Annotated in this window: 18 protein-coding genes; 4 read left to right on the top strand and 14 right to left on the bottom strand. The window is 71.7% G+C overall.

Annotated elements, in window-relative coordinates; all coding sequences use genetic code 11:
- Window positions 1–36 precede the first annotated feature (36 nt).
- The 11 genes from hpnE to ACH47Z_RS22530 all read right to left on the bottom strand — a co-directional run bounded on the left by hpnE (window position 37) and on the right by ACH47Z_RS22530 (window position 10,931).
- Entirely contained in the window at window positions 37–1,473 is a 1,437-nt protein-coding gene (gene hpnE, locus ACH47Z_RS22580; RefSeq protein ID WP_399076306.1) for a hydroxysqualene dehydroxylase HpnE, read from the bottom strand.
- Window positions 1,470–1,697, bottom strand: coding sequence for a DUF6380 family protein (locus ACH47Z_RS22575; RefSeq protein ID WP_399076303.1), 228 nt, complete (start codon window positions 1,695–1,697; stop codon window positions 1,470–1,472). The genes hpnE and ACH47Z_RS22575 overlap by 4 nt, the downstream gene beginning before the upstream one ends.
- Window positions 1,697–2,659 (bottom strand): presqualene diphosphate synthase HpnD, encoded by a 963-nt coding sequence (gene hpnD, locus ACH47Z_RS22570; protein ID WP_399076301.1) that lies wholly within the window; start codon window positions 2,657–2,659, stop codon window positions 1,697–1,699. The genes ACH47Z_RS22575 and hpnD overlap by 1 nt, the downstream gene beginning before the upstream one ends.
- Window positions 2,656–3,552, bottom strand: coding sequence for a squalene synthase HpnC (gene hpnC / locus ACH47Z_RS22565; RefSeq protein WP_399076300.1), 897 nt, complete (start codon window positions 3,550–3,552; stop codon window positions 2,656–2,658). The genes hpnD and hpnC overlap by 4 nt, the downstream gene beginning before the upstream one ends.
- 360 nt (window positions 3,553–3,912) lie before the next feature.
- Window positions 3,913–4,713 carry an ABC transporter ATP-binding protein gene (locus tag ACH47Z_RS22560; protein WP_399076298.1) on the bottom strand — a complete coding sequence of 267 codons (801 nt, stop codon included), beginning with the start codon at window positions 4,711–4,713 and terminating at the stop codon, window positions 3,913–3,915.
- Entirely contained in the window at window positions 4,706–5,635 is a 930-nt protein-coding gene (locus ACH47Z_RS22555; protein ID WP_399076296.1) for an ABC transporter permease, read from the bottom strand. Before ACH47Z_RS22555 ends, ACH47Z_RS22560 begins: the two co-directional genes overlap by 8 nt.
- Window positions 5,636–5,692: 57 nt before the next feature.
- Window positions 5,693–6,565, bottom strand: a complete 873-nt coding sequence (locus ACH47Z_RS22550) for a glycosyltransferase family 2 protein (RefSeq protein ID WP_399076454.1) — start codon at window positions 6,563–6,565, stop codon at window positions 5,693–5,695.
- Window positions 6,566–6,570: 5 nt separating this feature from the next.
- Window positions 6,571–7,350: a CDP-alcohol phosphatidyltransferase family protein gene (locus ACH47Z_RS22545; protein ID WP_399076294.1), complete on the bottom strand. Its 780-nt coding sequence runs from the start codon at window positions 7,348–7,350 to the stop codon at window positions 6,571–6,573.
- On the bottom strand, window positions 7,328–8,389 hold the full coding sequence (locus tag ACH47Z_RS22540) for an iron-containing alcohol dehydrogenase family protein (protein WP_399076292.1): 1,062 nt from the start codon (window positions 8,387–8,389) through the stop codon (window positions 7,328–7,330). The genes ACH47Z_RS22545 and ACH47Z_RS22540 overlap by 23 nt, the downstream gene beginning before the upstream one ends.
- On the bottom strand, window positions 8,377–9,129 hold the full coding sequence (locus ACH47Z_RS22535) for a sugar phosphate nucleotidyltransferase (protein ID WP_399076290.1): 753 nt from the start codon (window positions 9,127–9,129) through the stop codon (window positions 8,377–8,379). Before ACH47Z_RS22535 ends, ACH47Z_RS22540 begins: the two co-directional genes overlap by 13 nt.
- Window positions 9,126–10,931, bottom strand: a complete 1,806-nt coding sequence (locus tag ACH47Z_RS22530; protein ID WP_399076289.1) for a DUF5941 domain-containing protein — start codon at window positions 10,929–10,931, stop codon at window positions 9,126–9,128. The genes ACH47Z_RS22535 and ACH47Z_RS22530 overlap by 4 nt, the downstream gene beginning before the upstream one ends.
- Window positions 10,932–11,190: 259 nt before the next feature.
- Between ACH47Z_RS22530 and galE the strand changes: the two genes are divergently transcribed.
- The 3 genes from galE (at window position 11,191) to idi (ending at window position 14,034) form a co-directional block, all read left to right on the top strand.
- Window positions 11,191–12,192 (top strand): UDP-glucose 4-epimerase GalE, encoded by a 1,002-nt coding sequence (gene galE / locus ACH47Z_RS22525; protein WP_399076287.1) that lies wholly within the window; start codon window positions 11,191–11,193, stop codon window positions 12,190–12,192.
- A gap of 132 nt (window positions 12,193–12,324) precedes the next feature.
- Window positions 12,325–13,266 carry a cation diffusion facilitator family transporter gene (locus ACH47Z_RS22520; RefSeq protein WP_399076285.1) on the top strand — a complete coding sequence of 314 codons (942 nt, stop codon included), beginning with the start codon at window positions 12,325–12,327 and terminating at the stop codon, window positions 13,264–13,266.
- 174 nt (window positions 13,267–13,440) lie between these two features.
- Window positions 13,441–14,034, top strand: a complete 594-nt coding sequence (idi, locus tag ACH47Z_RS22515) for an isopentenyl-diphosphate Delta-isomerase (RefSeq protein WP_399076283.1) — start codon at window positions 13,441–13,443, stop codon at window positions 14,032–14,034.
- A 13-nt stretch (window positions 14,035–14,047) separates the two neighbouring features.
- On the opposite strand, the gene ACH47Z_RS22510 is transcribed toward idi, so the two are convergent.
- Window positions 14,048–14,536, bottom strand: a complete 489-nt coding sequence (locus ACH47Z_RS22510) for an ATP-binding protein (RefSeq protein ID WP_399076452.1) — start codon at window positions 14,534–14,536, stop codon at window positions 14,048–14,050.
- A 175-nt stretch (window positions 14,537–14,711) separates the two neighbouring features.
- Entirely contained in the window at window positions 14,712–15,311 is a 600-nt protein-coding gene (locus ACH47Z_RS22505; RefSeq protein WP_399076281.1) for an HdeD family acid-resistance protein, read from the bottom strand.
- Between the two features lie 97 nt (window positions 15,312–15,408).
- Between ACH47Z_RS22505 and ACH47Z_RS22500 the strand changes: the two genes are divergently transcribed.
- Window positions 15,409–16,164 carry an enoyl-CoA hydratase/isomerase family protein gene (locus ACH47Z_RS22500; RefSeq protein ID WP_399076279.1) on the top strand — a complete coding sequence of 252 codons (756 nt, stop codon included), beginning with the start codon at window positions 15,409–15,411 and terminating at the stop codon, window positions 16,162–16,164.
- Here ACH47Z_RS22500 and ACH47Z_RS22495 read toward each other — a convergent pair.
- Entirely contained in the window at window positions 16,151–16,786 is a 636-nt protein-coding gene (locus ACH47Z_RS22495; RefSeq protein ID WP_399076277.1) for a DJ-1/PfpI family protein, read from the bottom strand. The two genes, ACH47Z_RS22500 and ACH47Z_RS22495, sit on opposite strands and share 14 nt — an antisense overlap.
- Window positions 16,787–16,800: the final 14 nt, after the last annotated feature.

The raw sequence follows: 16,800 nt of genomic DNA, 5'->3' as shown, positions 1-16,800 counted from the left end.
CGGGGGTGCGGGGGCCCGCCGTGTGCTGATCGAGCATCAGGCCGCCTCCTCGAACGCGAAGAGACGGCGGGGGCGGGGCCGGCCCAGGGCGCCGAGCGCGGCGTCGGCCGCGCTCACTCCACTGCGGACCGCACTCTCCATGGTCGCGGGCCACCCGGTGGCGGTCCACGCTCCGGCCAGGTACAGGCCGGGGGCATTGGTGCGGGCGCCGGGCCGCAGCCGCCCGACGCCGGGGGTGGGGGCGAACGTCGCCGTGCGCTCCCGGGTCACGAAGAAGTCCCGCACCACCGCGCCGCGCGTGCCCGGGATGAGCCGCTGGAGCTCGGGCAGATAGCGTTCACGGAGTTCGGCGACCGGCAGGTCGATCTCGTCCTGTGCGGCCGACTGCGACAGTGCCAGATACTGCCCCCCGGCGAGCCCGGAGGCGTCCGTGCGGTCGAAGACCCACTGTACGGGGGTGCCGAGGGCGGCGAAGAAGGGCCGGGCGAGCACCGTGCGGTCGTAGACGACGTGCACGTTGAGGATGGGGGCCGTACCGATCTCGAGCAGCCGCTCGGGGGCGTCGAGGGCGCCGGGCGGCAGCAGGTCGTGCGCCTCGCGCTGGGGTACGGCGAGGACGACGGCGTCGGCCTGGATCGTCTCGCCGGGAACCTGAACGCTCCAGCTCCCGTTCTCGTTGGTAGAGACGGAGGTGACGCGTGTACGGACCTCGGTACGGACGCCCGCGGAGTCGAGCGCCTTGCGGGCCAGCCGGTCGTGCAGTTCGCCCAGCGGGACGTGGGCCCAGCCGATGTCGGCGGCGCCCGGGTCGGACAGCAGACCGGTCTTGAACACCATCGCGGCGAGCCCCAGCGAGGCGTCGCCCGCGACCGCGTTGAGGGTGGCGACCCCGACCAGGTCCCACAGGGCTTCCACGGCGCGCGCCGACTGGCCGTGCGCGGCCAGCCAGCTGCCGAAGTCCTGCGTGTCCAGGGTCGGATCGGCGAGGTCGAGCCCCTTGAGCGCGAGCGCGGCCCGCCCGACCGCGGCACGCTCGGCCAGCGACAGATGCGGATACGTGGCGAGGCTGCGCCCCAGGTGGAGGGGGACGGGCAGCGCGTCGCGCCGCAGCCGGCCGAGCCGCCTGCCCTCGGGTCTGGCGACGTCGACGACGGGGACGTCCAGGCGGTCCTGCAGCGGTGCCAGCGCCGTGCCCTGGATCCGGTCCAGGAACCAGCGGTAGGCGGTGCAGCAGCGCAGGTACACGTGCTGGCCGTTGTCGACGGTCAGTTCGCCGCGCTGGAAGGAGAAGGCGAGGCCGCCCAGCCTGGGCCTGCCGTCGAGCAGGGTGACGCGGACACCCGCGTCCGCGAGCGCGAGCGCGGCGGTGATGCCGGCGAGCCCGCCGCCGACCACGACGGCGCTGCGGCCTGCCGCGGCCTCGCCTCCCGCGGGGTCAGCGTGCGCCTGTGCGGGGCGCGAGCCGTCGCTCATCGTGCGTCCTTCCCTGCGAACGCTCCGCGGGGGGTGCCGTGATGGGCCGTCAGGCCTCCGCGGACGCGTCGTGGCTGATCGCGCAGTTCCCCGCGCCCCTTTGGGGCGCTGCAGACCGGCTCGGTGTACAGAGTGAACGGTGCACGCTCCGCCGTCGCAGTCAGGGACGCCACGCCGGAGCAGAGGGTTGCCTGCGGCGTGTCTCCTGGTTCGGTGAGGTCCATCAGGCGCGCCTCCTGACGGAGCGCGGCGCGACATGGCGGGTCACGTGCCGGGTGTCGAGCCCGGACAGACCGCGCACGGCGACGTAGGCCTTCTCGCGGCCGGGCAGCGAGACGCGGCCGCGCAGCACGGCCTCGGGGTCGCGCTCGATCCGGTCCAGCAGCCGGCGGTAGATGCCGGCCATGGCGGCCACGCAGGCGCCGCTGCGCCGGTCGAGCATGGGGAGCAGCCGGTAGCCCTCGGCGAAAAGGGCGCGGGCCCGTCGCACCTCGAAGTGCACGAGGCCCGCGAAGTCGGAGCCCTCCGGTGGGCTCGGCCCGTCGAACCCGGCCGAGCAGCCGAACTTGGCCAGGTCGTCGGCGGGCAGATAGGTACGGCCGTTCTGGGCGTCCTCGCGGACGTCTCTGAGGATGTTGGTGAGCTGCAGGGCGAGGCCGAGCGTGTCGGCGTACTCGGAGGCGCGTTCGGCGCCGCGCGCTCCCGGTTCGGTGCCGAACACGCCGAGCGAGATCCGGCCGACGGCGCCGGCGACACAGCGGCAGTAGACCTTCAGGTCGTCCCAGGTCTCGTAGGTCTCCCCGCGTACGTCCATGTCGACGCCGTCGATCAGCTCGTCCAGGCCGCCGAGCGGGATCGGGAAGGCGCGGGCGGCGTGGTCGAGGGCGACGGCCACCGGGTCGGTGTCGTCCTCCGCGACCTCGCCGTCGCGGACCCGGGCAAGGAGCGCCCTGGTGTCCTGAAGGCGGGTCAGCTTGGTCTCGCCGGGCAGGTCGCCGTCGCCGATGTCGTCCACGCGCCGGGAAAACGCGTACAGCGCCGACATGGCGCGGCGCTTGGGCGTGGGCAGCAGCCGGATGCCGTACGCGAAGTTGCGGGCCTGCTGCCCGGTGACGGCCTCGCAGTAGCTGTAGGCGGCGAGTACCGGCGCGGACACGCGCGACGGAGACTCCACGGTGCGGATCACCCCTCTCCTCGCAGGATCACGCCCGCCTCACGCAGCAGCTGGACCTTGCCAGGTTTGGGCGGGCCGGGAAGTACGTCGTATTCGGCGGCGGCGATCGCGTGGATCGCCGCCCTTCCCCCCGCCACGAACCCTGCGAGCAGCAGCTTCAACCTGCCGTGGACGCTACCCACCAGGGGGGCGCCTTCATTCAGCAGATCGCGGGCGCGTTGTGCTTCGTATGCAACCAGGGCGCGCACCGATGCGCCCCCGGTTTTCTCGCCAAGATCCGCTTCCTGGACGTGAAAGCGCTTCATGTCCTCGGCCGGGAGGTAGATCCGGTCCCGGCCGAGGTCCTCGGTGACGTCCTGGAGGTGCTCGACGATCTGCAGGGCGGTGCAGATGGCGTCGGAGAGGCGGACCCGCTCGGGCGTCGAGGTGCCGGTGACGCCGAGAACGAGGCGACCGACGGGGTTGGCGGACAGTTCGCAGTAGGCGAGGAGGTCGTCGTAGGACTCGTACCGGGTGACGAGCTGGTCCTGGCGGTTGGCGGCGATCAGGCCGAGGAACGGCTCGGGGGTCAGGCCGCGGCGGCGGACGGTGGGCTGGAGGCGACGCAGCAGCGGGTGGAGCGGGGTGCCCTCGAAGACCCGGCGCAGGTCCGCCTCGAAGGCGTCGAGCAGGACCAGGCGGTCCTCGGCGTCGGCGGCCGACACGCCGAGCAGCCGGGCGTCGGCACCGCCGGGGGCGAGGTCGCCGTCGCCGATGTCGTCCACGAGGCGGGCGAAGCCGTATACGGCCATGAGGTCGTCGCGCCAGGCACGGGGCAGGAAGAAGGGGGCCACGGGGAAGTTCTCGCTCGCAGCCTTGTCCAGGGTGGCGCGTTCCGGTTCCGGCGCCGTCTCGGTGGCCGTCATCGTTCGCTGCCCGGGGCGGGGACGGCACATGCTGCGTTGAGCTGGGGAGTCTCCGTAGCCATTGCCGTCACATCTCCCGTTCTACACTGCCGACCCAATACACACTATTTCGGACACGCCGCCCGGCTGTCCGCGGGCCGCCCTGGCGCAGGATGTCGCGCATTATCGCCCCACTTGCCGCTTTCCGGCACCCGTACAGCTTACGTTGTACAACGCATGGAGGTCCGTCGGGGTGTCCTGCGCATCACAACAACACACCGATTGGCGTCAAGATTCCTTGCCCCAGCCGGAGTTGACGTTTCCTTTGCGGCGCGGGGCCCGGCCGGACCGATACCGGCGGAGCCCCTGGCCGAAAACAGGCTACTTCCCCGTGAACTTCTCGTACTCCCTGAGCACCTCTTCGGTCGGCCCGTCCATCCGCAACTCACCGCGTTCCAGCCACAGGACGCGGTCGCAGGTGTCGCGGATGGACTTGTTGTTGTGGCTGACCAGAAAGACCGTTCCGGCCTCCTTGCGCAGCTCCCGGATGCGCTCCTCGGAACGCTTCTGGAACCCCCGGTCACCTGTGGCGAGGGCCTCGTCGATCATGAGGACGTCGTGGTCCTTGGCGGCGGCGATGGAGAAGCGCAGCCGCGCCGCCATGCCGGAGGAGTACGTCCGCATCGGCAGGGTGATGAAGTCGCCCTTCTCGTTGATGCCGGAGAAGTCGACGATCTCCTGGTAGCGCTCCTTGATCTGCTCGCGGGGCATGCCCATGGCGAGACCGCCCAGGATGACGTTGCGCTCGCCGGTGAGGTCGTTCATCAGGGCCGCATTGACGCCCAGCAGCGAGGGCTGGCCGTCGGTGTAGACCCTGCCGCGCTCGGCGGGGAGCAGACCGGCGATGGCGCGCAGCAGGGTCGACTTGCCGGAGCCGTTGGAGCCGATCAGGCCGATGGCCTCGCCCCGGTAGGCGACGAAGGACACCCCGCGCACGGCGTGCACCTTGCGCACGCCCCGCGCCGCGTCGTCCTTGCCTCGCCGCAGAATCCTGCTCAGCGCCGCCGTGGCGCTGCCCTTGCCGGTCCTGGCGCCGTTGACGCGGTAGACGATGTGCAGGCCGTCGGCGATGACGGTGGGCCGGGGCTCGCCCGTGCCCGGTGCGGTGAGCTGCTCACCCACGGCCGTACCTCTCCTCCGCCTGCCAGAAGTACACGAAGCCGCCGGCGAAGACGGCCACGGCCCAGAACAGCGCGATGGCCCACACGTGCGGGGGCAGGTTCGCGGCGCCGTAGCCGTCGATCAGCGCGTAGCGCATCAGGTCCATGTAGACGGCGGCCGGGTTGACCTGGAGCAGCCGGACCGCCAGCTCGGAGCGGCCCTCCATCATCTTGCTGATGGAGAACATCACGCCGGAGGTGTACATCCAGGTGCGCAGGACGAACGGCATCAGCTGGGCGAGGTCCGGCGTCTTGGCGCCCATGCGGGCCACGATCAGCGCGAGCCCGGTGTTGAACAGGAACTGCAGCAGCAGGACCGGCACGATCAGCAGCCAGGCCGGGCTCGGGTAGCTGCCGAACCCGATCGCCACGATGAACATCACGATCATCGAGAAGAGCAGCTGCTGGAGCTGCTGGAGCGAGAAGGAGACGGGCAGCGAGGCACGCGGGAAGTGCAGGGCGCGTACCAGGCCGAGGTTGCCGGAGATCGCCCGGACGCCGGACATGACCGAGCTCTGCGTGAAGGTGAACACGAACACGCCGGTGACCAGGAACGGGATGTACACGTCCTGGGACAGCCCGCGGCTCGCGTGCAGGATGACGCCGAAGATGAAGTAGTACACGCCCGCGTTCAGCAGCGGGGTGGCCACCTGCCACAGCTGGCCGAGCTTGGCCTGGCTGTACTGCGCCGTCAGCTTCGCCTGGGAGAAGGCGAGGATGAAGTGGCGCCTGCCCCACAGCTGACGGACGTACTCGGCGAGCGAGGGACGGGCGCCGCTGACGGCGAGCCCGTACTTGGCGGCGAGCTGCGCGGCCGTCAGTCCCTCGTCGGGCGACGGTATCGCGTTCACCGCGACACCGCCGTCATGGGTTGTGTGACTCACGAGTGGGAATCCGGAATCTCTTGGTAAGAAGCTTGCTCTTCAGGTAAGAGAAGCTTCTCAGATCACTGGAGGCCGGCCCAGCCGGGTCAGCCGCCACACCGTGCGCCACTTCATGGGGCGGCGCGGGCCGCACGGAGACGTCCAGCCCTCCTTGAAGCCACCGAACCAGGCCTTCAGGGCCGGGGCCGACGGACGGCGCGCCAGCGTGAGCAACAGCCAGACGCCGAGGTAGACGGGGACGAGCAGCGCGGGCAGGTTGCGGCGGGCCAGCCAGACGCGGTTGCGGGCGACCATGCGGTGGTAGACCGCGTGCCGCGAGGGCGCCGTCGTCGGGTGGTACAGGACCATGTCCGACCGGTAGTCGATCATCCAGCCGGCGTCCAGGGCCCGCCAGGCCAGGTCGGTCTCCTCGTGGGCGTAGAAGAACGCGTCCGGCAGGGTGCCGGCCTCGGCGAAGACACGGGTGCGCACGGCGTTGGCGCCGCCGAGGAAGGTGGTGACCCGCGAGGAGCGCATCGGGTCGGAGGCCCGCAGCCGGGGCACATGGCGGCGCTGGGTCCGGCCGGTCTCCGGGTCGGCGATGCGGAAGCTGATGATGCCGAGCTCGGGGTCGGCTGCGAGGGCCTCGCGGGCGAGCTGGGCGGTGTCGTGCCGGGCGAGCAGGCCGTCGTCGTCGAGGAACAGCAATATGTCGACATCACGGCCGCCGGGCCCGAAGGCCTCTATGCCGACGTTGCGGCCGCCGGGGATGCCCAGGTTCTCGGGCAGCTCGATCGTCCGGACGCCCTCGGGGACGTCCGGGACGGGCGAGCCGTTGCCGACGACGACCACCTCGACCGGGTCGCCGTCCTGCTTGGCGACCGAGTCGATGAGGGCCCGCAGCTCGTCGGGCCGGTTGCCCATCGTGATGATGACGGCGCCGACCTTCATGGCACTCACTTCAGCCTGCTGGAGGCGAGGATGGACACCAGGTGCAGCAGGGTCTGCAGCAGGGCGATCCCGGCGAGGACTGCGACACCCAGCCGGGAGAAGAACAGGTCGCCGCGGACCTGGTCGACGATCGCCAGCACCAGGATCAGCAGGGACGCCTCGATGCCGAGGATCAGCCGGTGGAACTTCAGCATGGCGGCGGCCTTGCGGGCCAGCGCCATGCCGGAGGAGCGCATCTCGGCGGCGGCCTCCTGCACCGGCGGCTTGCCCGCCTGGTGACGGGCGACGCCGACGAGGTCGGTCTCGGCCTTGATCAGGATGGCGCCGAGCGCGGCGAGCGTGCCGAGGAAGGCCCACAGCCAGTCGATGCGGCCGCCGCCCCACAGGTCGGCGGCGCGCAGCCCGAAGCCGACGAGCACCGCGGCATCGGTGAGGTAGGCGCCGACCCGGTCCAGGTAGACGCCGTTCAGCGAGTACTGCTTCTTCCAGCGCGCGATCTCGCCGTCGACGCAGTCCAGCAGCAGGTACATCTGGACGCAGACCACGCCGAGCACGGCACCCGGGATCCCCGGCACCAGCAGGGCCGGGGCCGCGAGCACGCCGAAGACGGTCATCAGGTACGTGAGCTGGTTGGGCGTGACCCTGGTGTTGACCAGGTAGCGGTCGACCCGCAGGGACACCTCGCGCATGTAGAGGCGTCCCATCCAGTGCTCACCGCTGCGCCGGTCCTTCACCCCGGCGGGGTGGACGACCGGACGGAGTTCAGCTACCGATGGCCTTGACATAGTCGGCGTAGATGTCCTTGATCTGGTTCGGCTTGAGGGCGAGGTGTTCGAGGATCGTGTAGCGGCCGGGCCTGGTCTCGGGCGCGAACTCCACGGCGCGGACGAACTCGTCCACGGTGAAGCCGATCTCCTCCGGAAGCACCGGAAGCCCGTGCCGGCGCAGCACCTCCGCCGTGTGGGCCGCCTCCTCGTGGGCCCCGCGCAGATACGTCGCGAAGGCCGCGCCGAGCCCGCACTGCTCGCCGTGGGAAGCGGCGCGCTTGGGGAACAGCAGGTCGAAGGCGTGGTTGATCTCGTGGCAGGAGCCGGAGGACGGGCGGGAGTCACCGGAGATCGACATCGAGATGCCGCTGAGGACGAGGGCCTCGGCGAGCACCTGGAGGAAGTCGTTGTCGCCGATGCCGCCGGGGTGGCGCAGGACCGCCTCGCCGGCCTGGCGGGCCATGGCCGCGGCGAGACCGTCGATCTTCTCGCCGTTGACCCGGTTCGACAGCTCCCAGTCGGCGACCGCGTTGATGTTGGAGATCGCGTCGCCGATGCCGGCCCGGACGAAGCGGGCCGGGGCCTCGCGGATCACGTCCAGGTCGATGACGACCGCGATCGGGTTCGGCACACCGTAGGAGCCGCGCCCGGCGTCGTTGTCGAGGGTGGCGACCGGCGAGCACAGACCGTCGTGCGCGAGGTTCGTCGGCACGGCGACCAGGGGCAGGCCGACCCGGGCCGAGGCGAACTTGGCGCAGTCGATGATCTTGCCGCCGCCGAGGCCGACCACGGCGTCGTAGTGGCCGGACTTCATCTCGCCGGCCAGCCGGATCGCGTCGTCGAGGGTGCCGCCGCCGACCTCGTACCAGGTGGCGCCGGGCAGCGAGGGGGCGATGCGCTCGCGCAGCCTGGCGCCGGAGCCACCGCTGACGGCGACGGCCAGCCGGCCGGACTGCGCGATGCGTTCGTCGGCGAGGACGCCGGCCAGGTCGTCCAGGGCACCCGGGCGGATGTCCACGACGACCGGCGAGGGAATCAGCCGGGTCAGTAGCGGCACGCGATCTCCCGGCCCTTGGCGAGGTCGTCGTGGTTGTCGATCTCGACCCACTGGACGTCACCGATCGGCGCCACGTCGATGCGGAAGCCGCGGTTGACCAGCTCCTGGTACCCGTGCTCGTAGAACTGCTGCGGGTCGGTCTCCCAGACCGTCTTCAGCGCGTCGGCCAGGTCGGGGGCGGCGTCGCCCTCGATCAGGGTGACGCCGATGTACTCGCCGGTGGCCTCGGCGGGGTCCATCAGCTTGGTGATCTTCGTCATGCCCTTCTCGGGGTCGACGACGACCTTCATCTCCTCGTCCGCGAGGGACTTCACGGTGTCGAGGGCCAGGATGATCTTCTTGCCCTCGCCACGGGCGGCGAGCAGCGTCTTCTCGACGGAGACCGGGTGGACGGTGTCGCCGTTGGCGAGGATCACACCGTCCTTGAGGGCGTCACGGCCGCACCACAGGGAGTAGGCGTTGTTCCACTCCTCGGCCTTGTCGTTGTCGATGAGGGTGAGCTTGAGGCCGTACTTGGTCTCCAGCGCCTCCTTGCGCTCGTACACGGCCTCCTTGCGGTAGCCGACGATGATCGCGACCTCGGTCAGGCCGATCTCGGCGAAGTTGCCGAGGGTGAGGTCGAGCACCGTGATCGAGTCCTCTATACCCGCGGGCCCCACCGGCACCAACGCCTTGGGCAGGGTGTCGGTGTAGGGGCGCAGACGCCGTCCGGCGCCGGCCGCCAGTACGAGGCCGATCATGCGGGTTCTCCTTCATCGTGTACGGCGGGTGCCCCTGCGGACACCCAGAAGCGGATGCTCTCGGCGAGCACCACGAGGGCCACGGCCACGGCGAGGACCGTGAGCGCGAGCGTGAACTGCGCAGCGGTGAGGACCGCTGCCAGGACGGTGACGAGCAGCGTCCGCCCCTCGTGCCCCCCGATGACGCGCACCAGCCAGGCCGGCGGCGCTCCGGCGTTGCCGCGGATGCGGTACACCGTGTCGTAGTGATGGTAGGCGACGGCGGCCACCAGCCCGAAAGCCGCGGGAAGGGCTCCGTTCACCCCCGCCTTGCTCGCGAGGATCAGGACGGTGCCGTACTCGGCGGCCCGGAAGACGGGCGGGACCAGCCAGTCGAGGGCGCCCTTGAGGGGGCGGGCGACGGCGAGCGGGGACTGCAGGACGTAGAAGACGGCGCCCAGGACGGGCCACCAGCTGCCGTACGGGGCGAGCCAGGCGGCGAGGGCGACGACGGCGCCGCCGACCAGCGCGGTGTACGCCGGGGCCCGCAGCGACACCCGGCGGGCGACACGGGTGAGGCCTTCCGCGAGCGGCCCGCTGTCCGCGAGGTCCGCGAGCGCCCGGGCGGCCCGGTCGGTGCGCCGCGCCTTGCGGGTCAGGGACCGCAGCACCCGGCCGGCGGTGGTGTACGTCGCCGCGAAGGCGCAGCCGACGAGCAGCGCGTAGAAGGTGATCCGGGGCGTGGTGGCCGCGGTGAGGACCGCGATCATCGCCCAGCGCTCGCCGATGGGCAGGACGATCATCCGCCGCACCCACACCGTCCAGCCGACGCTGTCGAGCCGGTCGGAGAGTGCGGCGGTGGGGCTGGTGTTGGCGGTGGCGTCGTGGTTGGCCTCGTTGAAGGAGAAGTCGACCACGTGCCGGCAGGTCTGCAGGACCATCGCGCCGAGCGCGAGCGCCCATACGTCGTCACCGCCCCGGGCCGCGCCCAGCGCGAGGCCGGCGTAGTAGGCGTACTCCTTGGCCCGGTCGAAGGTGGCGTCCAGCCACGCGCCGAGCGTGGAGTACTTCAGCGCGTACCGGGCGAGCTGGCCGTCGGTGCAGTCGAGCACGAAGGACGCGATCAGCAGCACGCCGGCCGCGACGAACCCCGCGCGCGTGCCCGTCGCCGCGCAGCCGGCCGCGATCAGGGCGGTGAGCAGCGAGGCCGTGGTGACCTGGTTCGGGGTGAGACCCCGGCGGGCGCACCAGCGGGCGACATAGCGCGAGTAGGGGCTGATGAAGAACGTGGTGAAGAAGCCGTCGCGGGATTTCACGGCCGACTTCAGGCGTACGGCCTCGTCGTCGACGGCGGCGACGGCCTGCCGGGCCTCGTTACGGGCCTGCGGGTCGGCGGGCACGGCGGCGACCAGGCTGCCCAGTTCGGGCCGGTGCACCTCGCCGCCGTCGGTGTCGAGGGCGGTGACGACGCGGTCGGCGAGGCTGTCGACCGCGAGGGCCGTGGCCGTACCACCCCCGCCCGCGGTGGTCTCGCGGGCCACGGCCCGGGTCAGCGCCTGCCGGGCGGCGGGCTGGGCGGTGACGGCGCCGGGGACGGCGGAGAGCGGGAAGCGCGGGTCGGTCAGGCCGAGGCGCAGGGCGTGCGGGTGGCCGACGAAGCGGGCGTCGACCAGGGCGACGCGCTCGCCGGCCGGGACGGCGGCGAGCAGGGTCTCGGCCGTGGCGGCGTCCTCCGCCGCCCGGACGTCGAAGCCGAGGGACCGCAGATCGTTCTCGAGGGTCGATCCGGGCACCGGCTGACCGGTGACGATGGCGGTCGACAACCGAACTCACTCCCTGGGTGCCGGCGCGCGGGCGCCGGTCGCTTGCGTGGTGGGGCGCCCTGCCTGTGGCACCCGGGTGTCGGCAGAGGCTATCCGATGGTTCCGGACCCGTGTTCACCGGCCGTTCACGGCCCGGCCCACGGTGACTGCCCCGGCCTTTGCCGCGATCATCATCGGGGATCCGGGGCCCGGCCCACAAACCGTCGGCGCAGACCCGGGCAACCGGGACACACCTTCGGTCCGCCTAGGCTGGGCGACCATGACGTGGCTGATCACCGGCGGAGCCGGATACATCGGGGCGCATGTGGCACGGGCCATGGCGGGCGCCGGAGAGAGCGTCGTGGCGCTGGACGACCTGTCGGCCGCGGTGCCGGAGCGGCTGCCCGCCGAGGTGCCGCTGGTACGGGGCTCGACGCTGGACGGCGAGCTGCTGGGGCGGGTCTTCGCGGAGTACGGCGTCACGGGCGTCGTCCATCTCGCGGCGCGCAAGCAGGTCGCCGAGTCGGTGGCCGAGCCGACCCGCTACTACCGCGAGAACGTGGGCGGCCTCGCCACACTGCTGGACGCGGTCGCCGCGGCGGGCATCGGCCGCCTGCTGTTCTCCTCGTCGGCGGCGGTGTACGGCAACCCGGACGTGGACCTGATCACCGAGGACACCCCGTGCGCCCCGGTGAACCCCTACGGCGAGACCAAGCTGGCCGGGGAGTGGCTGGTGCGGGCGGCGGGACAGGCGCACGGCATCTCCACGGTGTGCCTGCGCTACTTCAACGTGGCGGGCGCGGCGGCGCCGGAGCTGGCGGACACGGGCGTGTTCAACATCGTGCCGATGGTCTTCGACCGGCTCACCCGCGACGAGGCCCCGCGGATCTTCGGCGACGACTACCCGACGCCGGACGGCACCTGCGTCCGTGACTACATCCACGTGGTGGACCTCGCCGAGGCCCACCTCGCGGCGGCACGCCGACTGGCCGACGGCACCCTGGCCGGGGACCTGACGCTGAACATCGGGCGGGGCGAGGGCGTCTCGGTGCGGGAGCTGATCACGGTCATCGGGGAGGTCACCGGGGACCGCCGCCCACCCGTGGTGGAACCGCGCCGCCCCGGAGACGCACCACGCGCGGTCGCCTCCGCCGAACTCGCCACGAAGGAACTCGGCTGGCACGCCCGGCGCGACGTCCGCGAGATGATCACCTCGGCCTGGCAGGGCTGGCAACTGCACCACGGCGCCCGAACCCGGCGGCCGACCCTGCGGCACCCCTGACCCGCGGAACGTTTCCGCAGGTCAGGGGATATGACAACGGTGTTCACTGCCGCGTTGCCCCATACCCCCCACCCGTAGTTCACTGGGCCTGCCGGACGGATCCCGCAAGGGCACAGGAAGGGCGGTTGGTTCATGGGGGCAGGGCACGACCACGGGCACGCGCACGGCCATGCGCCGGCCTCGGGCACGGCCGCGGCGGCGTACCGGGGGCGGCTGCGGATCGCGCTGGGCATCACGCTCACGATCATGGTCGTGGAGGTCGTCGGCGGCCTGGTCGCGGACTCGCTCGCGCTGATCGCGGACGCGGCGCACATGGCGACGGACGCGGTGGGCCTCGGCATGGCCCTGCTCGCGATCCACTTCGCCAACCGCCCGCCGAGCACCAACCGCACCTTCGGCTACGCCCGCGCCGAGATCCTCGCCGCCCTGGCCAACTGCGTGCTGCTGCTCGGCGTCGGCGGCTATGTGCTGTACGAGGCCGTCCAGCGGTTCGTCTCGCCCGCACCGGCGCACGGCGGGCTGATGGCCGTGTTCGGTCTGTTCGGCCTGGTCGCGAACTCGGTCTCGCTGGCCCTGCTGATGCGCGGGCAGAAGGAGAGCCTGAACGTGCGCGGCGCCTTCCTGGAGGTCGCGGCGGACGCGCTCGGCTCGGTCGCGGTGCTGGTCTCGGCGGCGGTGATCCTGACCACGGGCTGGCGGGCGGCCGACCCCGTCGCCTCGATCGTCATCGGCCTGATGATCGTGCCAAGGACGCTGAAGCTGCTGCGCGAGACGCTGGACGTCCTGCTGGAGGCGGCCCCGAAGAACGTCGACATGGCCGAGGTGCGGGCCCACATGCTGGCACTGGACGGCGTGGAGGACGTCCACGACCTGCACGCCTGGACGATCACCTCGGGCCTGCCCGTGCTGTCCGCCCACGTGGTGGTCGGCCCGGACGCGCTGAACGCGATCGGCCACGAGAAGATGCTGCACGAACTGCAGCGCTGCCTCGGCGATCACTTCGACGTGGAGCACTGCACCTTCCAGCTGGAGCCGGGCGGGCACGCGGAGCACGAGGCACGCCTGTGCCACTGAACACACGTACGACCGTTCGCCCCTGGCGGGCGGTTCCCGGCCGCGGACGCCGGGCACGATGATCTACCGGGCCCCGTCCCGGTACGGCGCCGCGCGCGGACGTGCGGGGAAGTGCCGGGAGTGCCGGATTCGTACGGCAGACTTGGGGTGCGAAGAACGAGGCGAAGGATGGGTATGCCGATCACACCTGCCACCGCGACGCACGGCTCGTCGCAGGGCACCGCAGAGGCGATTTTGCTGGAACTGGTCGACGAGAAGGGTGTGACGATCGGCACGGCGGAGAAGCTCGCCGCGCACCAGCCGCCTGGGCAGCTGCACCGCGCGTTCTCGGTCTTCCTCTTCGACGAGCAGGGCAGGCTGCTGCTCCAGCAGCGGGCGCTCGGCAAGTACCACTCCCCCGGTGTGTGGTCCAACACCTGCTGCGGCCACCCCTACCCCGGCGAGGCGCCGTTCGCGGCGGCGGCCCGGCGGACGTACGAGGAGCTGGGCGTGTCGCCCTCGCTGCTCGCCGAGGCGGGCACGGTCCGCTACAACCACCCGGACCCGGCCTCGGGCCTGGTCGAGCAGGAGTTCAACCACCTCTTCGTCGGCCTGGTGCAGGCGGAGCTCGTGCTGGACAAGGAGGAGGTCGCACAGACCGCCTTCGTGACGGCGGCCGAGCTGGCCGAGCGGCATGCCCGCGACCCGTTCTCGGCCTGGTTCATGACCGTGCTGGACGCCGCCCGCCCGGCGATCAGGGAGCTGACCGGACCTTCGGCCGGCTGGTGAGCCGTCGTACGACCTAACGCGCGGGCTTGAGCGGCAGAGCGGCCCAGATCACCTTGCCACCGCTCGCGGTGTGCTCCACGTCCACCGTGCCGCCCGCCTCCTGGGCCACCTCACGGACCAGCAGCAGGCCCCGGCCGCCGGTCTGGCCGTGGTCGGCCTCCAGGGCGGTCGGCCGGTAGGGATGGTTGTCCTCCACGGACACCCGCACCCACTCGGCTCCGACGGCGACCTCCACGGCCAGCATCGGCGACAGCAGCGCCGCATGCCGCACCGCGTTGGTGACCAGTTCGGAGACGATCAGCAGCAGGCCGTACTCCAGGTCCTCGGAGACCGGCACGCCCTGGCGCAGCAGCAGATCCCGGACGGCGTGCCGGGCCTGCGGGACCGAGGCGTCGACCGCGGCAGCGGTGAACCGCCAGACGCCCTCGTAGGGAAGTGGATTTGGCGGCCGCTCGGCGCCCCCCGCTGGGCGCGGGCCGTCCCCGCGCCCGTGGTTGTCCATCGTCCGGTCGCCACCCTCGCGCTCGATTGTCACCACACGTCGAGTGTTGGTAACGATCCGCTCCGGCCCGCATACCTGAACAGAAGTCAGCGGGTATCGAGCGCTTTGTGATCGAGTGCGTATGACACGGTCACGTGTGGGACTGTTTCCGCTCCTCCGCGCGCCGGTTCGCGAACTATTCGGGTTGTACGGGTTTGGGCCCGCCCTTCCCCGAGACCAGCCCGACGACCCGGCGCCCGCCGTAGCCGGTGGCCACGAGGCCGAGGCCGTCGAAGAGCAGGGCGAGCGAGAAGAAGGCGCCGATCACATACTGGCTGCTGCTCGGCCAGGAGCCGAGGACCAGGATCCCGAGCAGCAGGTCGAAGGCGCCGAGCAGCAGGGTCCAGCCCAGCTGCGGTCCGCGCACGACCAGGCCGCCGACCAGCCGGAAGATGCCGGCGGAGAGGAACAGCAAGGCGGCGAACATGGTGAGGGCGGCGGCCGCGGCGTGCGGCAGGCGGATGACGACGACGCCGGCCGCGATGTTCAGGGCGGCGACGACGACACCGAGCCAGAAGAAGCTGGTGCCACGGGCCTGGATCGCGTGCAGCAGGCCGACGATCCCGCCGATCAGCAGCAGCCAGCCGAACAGCAGCATCGAGGTCAGCGTGGCGACCGCGGTGTAGACGAGCCCGACGAGCCCGGCGAGGACGAGGACCACACCGAGCACCGCGAGCAGACCGAAGCCGCGGTGGAGTGCGGTTGCCTGGTCTTTCCGCTTCCCGGCTCTGGCCATCGCCACCTCCCTGATTGCCTCGTTTACCCTTGTTCTCCGTATTTTTCCCTCGGGGTGGGGTTCGGTAACACCTCGGCGGACGCATAGCATCCCGACCATGGAGCCCCAGCTGTCGCACCATGTCGAAGGCGCGGTCGCCACCGTCGTCATCCGTCACCCGGCCAAGCGCAACGCCATGACCGCCGCGATGTGGCGGGCGCTGCCGCCGCTGCTGGACACGCTCGCGCGCGATCCGGGCGTGCGGGCACTGGTGCTGACCGGGGAGGGCGGGACCTTCTGCGCGGGCGCGGACATCGGCACGCTGCGGGATGCGCCGGAGGAGGCGCCGGGGCTCGCGATGGTGGCGGAGGAGGCGCTGGCCGCGTTCCCCAAGCCGACCGTCGCCGCCGTGCGCGGGCACTGCGTGGGCGGCGGGGCACAGCTCGCGGCGGCCTGCGATCTGCGGCTGGCGGAGGAGAGCGCGCTGTTCGGGGTGACTCCGGCGCGGCTCGGCATCGTCTACCCGGCGTCCTCGACCCGCCGGCTGGTGTCGTTGGTCGGCCCGGCCACCACCAAGTACCTGCTGTTCACGGCCGAGTTGATCGACGCCGGGCGGGCGCTGCGCACCGGGCTCGTGGACGAGGTGCTGCCGGACGGCGAACTGGGCAAGCGGGTCGCGGAGTTGACCCGGATCCTGGTCTCCCGCTCGCAGCTCACCCAGGCCGCCGCGAAGGAGTTCACGGGCGGCCGCACGGACCGGGACGCCCACTGGGCCGAGCAGGCGCGCGACAACCCCGACACCGCCGAAGGGGTCGCCGCGTTCCTGGAGCGCCGGCAGCCGCGCTTCTCGTGGAGCGTGGCTACGTCAGGATGAAGCGGCTCCTGCCACGGAACTCCTCGACGAGGTGGGCGGGCGCCTTCTGCGGGGACCCGGCGTCGTAGGGCGGCTGCGGGTCGTACTCGGTCAGCAGCTGGACGGCCTGGGCGTGTTCGTCGCCGGCGATCCGGCCGAGCAGGGTGAGGCCCATGTCGATGCCGGAGGAGACACCGGCCGCGGTGACGTACGTGCCGTCGAACACGACCCGCTCACCCGTGGGTTCGGCGCCGTACTGCTCCAGGACGTCGAGGGCCAGCCAGTGCGAGGTCGCGCGGCGGCCCTTGAGGAGCCCGGCGGCGGCGAGCAGCAGGGAGCCGGTGCACACCGAGGTCGTCCAGGTGCTGGTGGCGTCGGCGGTGCGCAGCCAGGCCAGGAGGGCCTCGTTCTCCATCTGCGGGGTCTGTCCGGGGCCGCCCGGGACGACCACGATGTCCGGGCTCGGTACCTCGGCCAGAGTCCTGTCGGCGGTGAGGGCGAGGTTCCCGGTCTCGTTGCGGACGGGTCCGGTGCGTTCGGCGACGAACACGGTCTCCGCATCGGGGAGACGGCCGAGGGTCTCGTACGGGCCCACGGCGTCGAGGGCGGTGAAGCGGTCGTAGAGGACGATGGCGATCTGCATGGGTTTTCCCTTCG

The organism is Streptomyces sp. NPDC020192, assembly GCF_044388685.1.
Taxonomy (GTDB): Bacteria; Actinomycetota; Actinomycetes; order Streptomycetales; family Streptomycetaceae; genus Streptomyces.
Note: the sequence above shows the minus strand (reverse complement) of the source record. Positions and strands in the feature narration are given on the sequence as shown.